At 67.9% G+C, this 5027-nt stretch carries 4 protein-coding genes; 1 reads left to right on the plus strand and 3 read right to left on the minus strand.

Annotation, left to right across the window (positions count from 1 at the left end; genetic code table 11):
• Positions 1 to 181: 181 nt before the first annotated feature.
• The 3 genes from ACFV4K_RS34610 to pdxH all read right to left on the minus strand — a co-directional run bounded on the left by ACFV4K_RS34610 (position 182) and on the right by pdxH (position 3764).
• On the minus strand, positions 182 to 1495 hold the full coding sequence (locus ACFV4K_RS34610) for a citrate synthase (RefSeq protein ID WP_379280531.1): 1314 nt from the start codon (positions 1493 to 1495) through the stop codon (positions 182 to 184).
• Between the two features lie 186 nt (positions 1496 to 1681).
• The gene (locus tag ACFV4K_RS34615; protein ID WP_379280532.1) at positions 1682 to 2965 is read right to left on the minus strand and encodes an MFS transporter; all 1284 of its coding nucleotides are present in this window, start codon (positions 2963 to 2965) and stop codon (positions 1682 to 1684) included.
• Between the two features lie 73 nt (positions 2966 to 3038).
• Entirely contained in the window at positions 3039 to 3764 is a 726-nt protein-coding gene (gene pdxH, locus ACFV4K_RS34620) for a pyridoxamine 5'-phosphate oxidase (RefSeq protein ID WP_379280533.1), read from the minus strand.
• 100 nt (positions 3765 to 3864) lie between these two features.
• Here pdxH and ACFV4K_RS34625 point away from each other — a divergent pair, with 100 nt between their 5' ends.
• Positions 3865 to 5004 carry a citrate synthase 2 gene (locus ACFV4K_RS34625; protein ID WP_357089453.1) on the plus strand — a complete coding sequence of 380 codons (1140 nt, stop codon included), beginning with the start codon at positions 3865 to 3867 and terminating at the stop codon, positions 5002 to 5004.
• Positions 5005 to 5027: the final 23 nt, after the last annotated feature.

Raw genomic sequence — 5027 nt, forward strand, 5'->3', positions numbered from 1 at the left:
CCAGCTGCCGCCCCCGCCGCGGCAGCTGACCCCCGTGAGAACAAGAGTGCCGCCGCGCGCCAGCGAGATCCTTAACAAGTCCTTGTCAACGACAGGTCATCGTCAACGAGAAATCCCCGCCGCCACGAGGTGTGACGACGGGGATTTCCCGGAAAAGCGTTCGGGCACAGAGCCCGAGGGATCAACGACCGTTGATCTCCACGTAGGCGCGCTCGCCGTAGCCGGTGTAGATCTGGCGCGGACGGCCGATCTTCAGCGGCTCGCTGTGCATCTCGCGCCAGTGGGCGATCCAGCCCGGCAGGCGGCCCATGGCGAACAGCACGGTGAACATGCGGGTCGGGAAGCCCATGGCCCGGTAGATGACGCCGGTGTAGAAGTCGACGTTCGGGTACAGGCGACGCTCGATGAAGTACTCGTCGGTCAGGGCGGCCTCTTCGAGCGCCTTGGCGATGTCGAGCAGCTGGTCGTCGCCACCGATCTTGGCCAGGATGCCGTCCGCGACCTGCTTGACCAGCGTCGCGCGCGGGTCGTAGTTGCGGTAGACGCGGTGCCCGAAGCCCATGAGCTTCACGCCGTCTTCCTTGTTCTTGACCTTGCGGACGAACTCCTTGACGTCGCCGCCATTGGCCTTGATCTCGTCGAGCATCTCCAGCACGGCCTGGTTGGCGCCGCCGTGCAGCGGGCCCCAGAGCGCGTTGATGCCGCCGGACACCGAGGTGAACAGGTTGGCGTCGGACGAACCGACCAGGCGCACGGTCGAAGTCGAGCAGTTCTGCTCGTGGTCGGCGTGCAGGACCAGCAGCATGTCCAGCGCGGCGGCGATCTCCGGGTCGACCTCGTAGGGCTCGGCCGGGAAGCCGAAGGTCATCCGCAGGAAGTTCTCCACCAGCGACAGCGAGTTGTCCGGGTACAGGAACGGCTGGCCGACCGACTTCTTGTACGCGTAGGCCGCGATGGTCGGCAGCTTGGCGAGTAGTCGGATGGTGGACAGCTCGACCTGCTCGGGGTCGCGCGGGTCCAGCGAGTCCTGGTAGTACGCCGACAGCGCGTTGACCGCCGACGACAGCACCGGCATCGGGTGCGCGTTGCGCGGGAAGCCGTCGAAGAACCGCTTCAGGTCCTCGTGCAGCAGGGTGTGCCGGCGAATCCGGTCGGTGAAGTCGTCGAGCTGCGTCGGGGTCGGCAGCTCGCCGTAGATGAGCAGGTAGCTGACCTCGATGAAGGTCGCCTTGCCCGCGAGCTGCTCGATCGGGTACCCGCGGTAGCGCAGGATGCCCGCCTCGCCGTCGATGTAGGTGATGGCCGACTTGGTCGACGCGGTGTTCATGAAGCCGGGGTCGTAGGTCGTGTACCCGGTGCTGGCGAGCAGCTTGCCCAGGTCGATCCCGTCATTACCCTCGACAGCCTTGGCGACGGTCATCGGGTACTCGCCGCCCGGGTATTGCAGTACCGGCTTGGCGTCGTCGTCGACGTTGATGATGTTCTCAGCGGGCACGGAAGGATCCCTCTCAGGCTTGAAACCGTAGGCATCGACGCGGGTGACACACGATGCGCTTGTACTCAACGCTAGCCGCTGTCCACTACGCCCGAGTAATGAGGGTGTCCCTCGACTACCTCACAGTCACGTCGTTCGCGGGTGAGGCGAGCGGCGGTCATGTGCTATGCGCATGAACGCCGGACCTCAGGCGACCGGCACCTCCGAATAGGCACGTGCCACCCGATAACGCACGAACGCGGGAAATGCCACGACGGCCAGCATCATGCCGACCACGACGAGCACGCCGCCGCCCGCGGCGGCCACCGCGGTACCCACCGCCGCTGCCGCGAAACCGTGCGCAACATCACCGATGCGCGGTCCACCCGCCACGACAACGATGAACACGCCCTGCAACCGCCCGCGCATCTCGTCGGTCGCCACCGACTGCAACATGGTCGTGCGCAAGGCCGCCGAGAACATGTCGACCGCGCCGCCGAAGGCCAGGCAGGCCAGCGCGATCCAGAGTGCCAGGGTCACGCTCAGCCCGTGCCCGGCCAGGCCCACGGCCAGGCCGAACCCGACCATGCCCAGACCCCACAGCACGATGCAGACCACCACGGCCAGGCCCTGCCGCCGCACCCGCGACAGCCAGCCGGAGAACACCCCGCCCAGCACCGCGCCCACCGACATGGCCGCGAACAGCAGCCCCAGAGCCGTTCCGCCCGAAGCGGAGTCGCCGAAGCTGTCCTGGGCGATCTGCGGGAACAGGGCGCGCGGCATGCCGAACACCATGGCCACCACGTCCACCGCGAAGGAGGCCAGCAGGATGCGCTGGGTGGCCAGATAGGCGAAGCCGTCGAACACCTCGCGCAGCCCCGCCCGGCGGGCTTCGCCGTGCGGCGGGATGGGCGGCAGCTTCCAGGTGGCCCACAGCGTGGCCAGCAGCGCGATGGCGTCCAGCAGGTACAGCGTGGACAGGCCCGCGAGCGGAATCAGCATGCCCGCCAGCACCGGTCCGGCGATCGCGCCGAACTGCATGACCGTCATGCTCAGCGAGTTCGCCGCGGGCAGCTGCTCGGGCGGCAGCAGGCGCGGGTAGATGGCACTGCGGGCGGGCTGGTTCATGGCGAAGAACGCCTGCTGCGCCGCGAACAGGATCAGCACCAGCCACACATTGTTCAGCCCAGCCGCGGCCTGCGCCCAGAAGGCGAGCGCGGTCAGGCCGGTGCCCGCCGAGGTGACGAGCAGCATCTTGCGGCGGTCCATGGCGTCGGCGAGCGCGCCGCCCCAGAGCCCGAACACGATGAGCGGGACGAGGCCGAACAGTCCGGCCAGGCCGACGTAGGAGGAACTGTGGGTGATGTCGTAGAGCTGTTTGGGGACGGCTACGACGGACAGCTGCGCGCCGATCACGGTGACGATGCCGGTGGTCCAGAGCCTCCGGTAGTCGGGATTCCGTAATGGAGTTATGTCGGCGAGCAGCGTCACCGACTTATTTTGGACCGATCATCCCATCATTTGAACGTGAGATATCCAACTCCTTCGGGGCCTTGCCGGGGCGTCAGGGTTGGAGGCGTTCGACTTTCATGGCCGACACGTCCGAATTGCCCGGTTCCACGGTCACCCGGATGCGGTTGTGCATGCGGCTGCGGCGGCCCTGCCAGAACTCGACGGTCTCCGGCCGGATCTGGAAGCCGCCCCAGAACGGCGGCACCGGAATGTCGTCCACCTCGGCGAACCGGGCCTCGGTCGCGGCCATGCGCTCATCCAGCTCGGCCCGAGAGGCGATGGTCCGCGACTGCTCCGACGCCCACGCCCCCAGTCGCGAGCCGCGCGGCCGGGACTGCCAGTACGCCTCGGTGGCCTCGGCGGGCACCCGCAGCACCGGGCCGCGCACCGTCACCTGCCGCCCCATCGCCTGCCAGACGAATGTGGCCGACGCGTAGGCGGTTTGGGTCAGCTGACGGCCCTTGAACGAGTCGTAATTCGTGTAAAAAGTCACACCCTCGGGAGAAAGCCCCTTGCACAAGACGGTTCGCGACGACGGCCGCGGACCGGTCTCGGTGATCTCGACGGTGCTCAGCACCATCGAGTTCGGGTCGGTCAGGCCCGCGCTGGTGGCGTCCTCGATCCAATTGCGCAGCAACGGCTCCCAGCCCTCGGCCAGCCAGGTCTCGTCCAGGTCGGTATCGCGGGGCGGATGGTTGTCGCCTTGATCGACTCCGTACTCGACGCGCAAGGTCGCGAGATCGAGGTCGGATGTAGCGAATTTCTCCTGGTCAACCATGGGCCAGACGTTACTCCGGAGTAATGCGGGGGTTAAGCTCCAGGTGATCGGCGTGGCTGCTCAGGGATCGGGCAGCCCGACATGCAAGGAGAGTCACAACATGACTGCCAGCGCTGCGGTACCCAATGTCGTCCCCGACGGCTTCGTGAGCGGTCTCGAAGGTGTGGTGGCCTTCACCACCGATATCGCCGAACCGGACAAGGACGGCGGTGCGCTCCGGTACCGCGGCGTCGACATCGAGGATCTGGTCGGCAACCGGGTCACCTTCGGTGATGTCTGGGCCCTGCTCGTGGACGGCGAGTTCGGCCGCGGCCTACCGCCCGCCGAACCGTTCCCGCTCCCCATCCATACCGGCGACGTCCGCGTCGACGTGCAGGCCGGCCTGGCCATGCTGGCCCCGATCTGGGGTTACGAGCCGCTGCTCGACATCGACGACGACACCGCCCGCGAGAACCTCGCCCGCGCCTCGGTCATGGCGCTGTCCTATGTCGCCCAGTCGGCGCGCGGCATCTACCAGCCCGCCGTGCCACAGTCGAAGATCGACGAATCGGCCACCATTACCGAGCGGTTCATGACCCGCTGGAAGGGTGACCCGGACCCGCGTCACATCGAGGCCATCGACGCCTACTGGGTGTCCGCCGCCGAGCACGGCATGAACGCCTCCACCTTCACCGCCCGCGTCATCGCCTCCACCGGCGCCGACGTGGCGGCCTCGCTGTCCGGCGCCATCGGCGCCATGTCCGGCCCGCTGCACGGCGGCGCGCCGGCCCGCGTGCTCCCGATGATCGAAGCCGTCGAGAAGTCCGGCGACGCACGGGCTCTGGTCAAGGGCATCCTGGACCGCAAGGAAAAGCTGATGGGCTTCGGCCACCGCGTCTACCGCGCCGAGGACCCGCGCGCCCGCGTGCTGCGCGCCACCGCCCAGCGCCTGGACGCCCCGCGCTTCGAGGTCGCCGCCGCGCTGGAGCAGGCCGCCCTGGCCGAGCTGCGCGAGCGTCGCCCCGACCGCGCCATCGAGACCAATGTCGAGTTCTGGGCCGCCGTGATCCTGGACTTCGCCGAGGTTCCGGCGCACATGATGCCCGCCATGTTCACCTGTGGCCGCACCGCCGGCTGGTGTGCCCACATCCTGGAGCAGAAGCAGCTCGGCAAGCTGGTCCGCCCGGCCGCCATCTACACCGGCCCGGCTCCGCGCAAGCCGGAGACCGTTACCGGCTGGAACCTGGTGTCGCACAAGTAGAGTGCGCTGAACGAACAATGGCC

The organism is Nocardia sp. NPDC059764, assembly GCF_042732555.1.
GTDB lineage: Bacteria > Actinomycetota > Actinomycetes > Mycobacteriales > Mycobacteriaceae > Nocardia.

Coding starts and splice junctions, on each gene's coding strand:
- pdxH (WP_379280533.1), bottom strand. CDS start 3,764: ATGGTTGACCAGGAGAAATTCGCTACATCCGACCTCGATCTCGCGACC.
- ACFV4K_RS34625 (WP_357089453.1), top strand. CDS start 3,865: ATGACTGCCAGCGCTGCGGTACCCAATGTCGTCCCCGACGGCTTCGTG.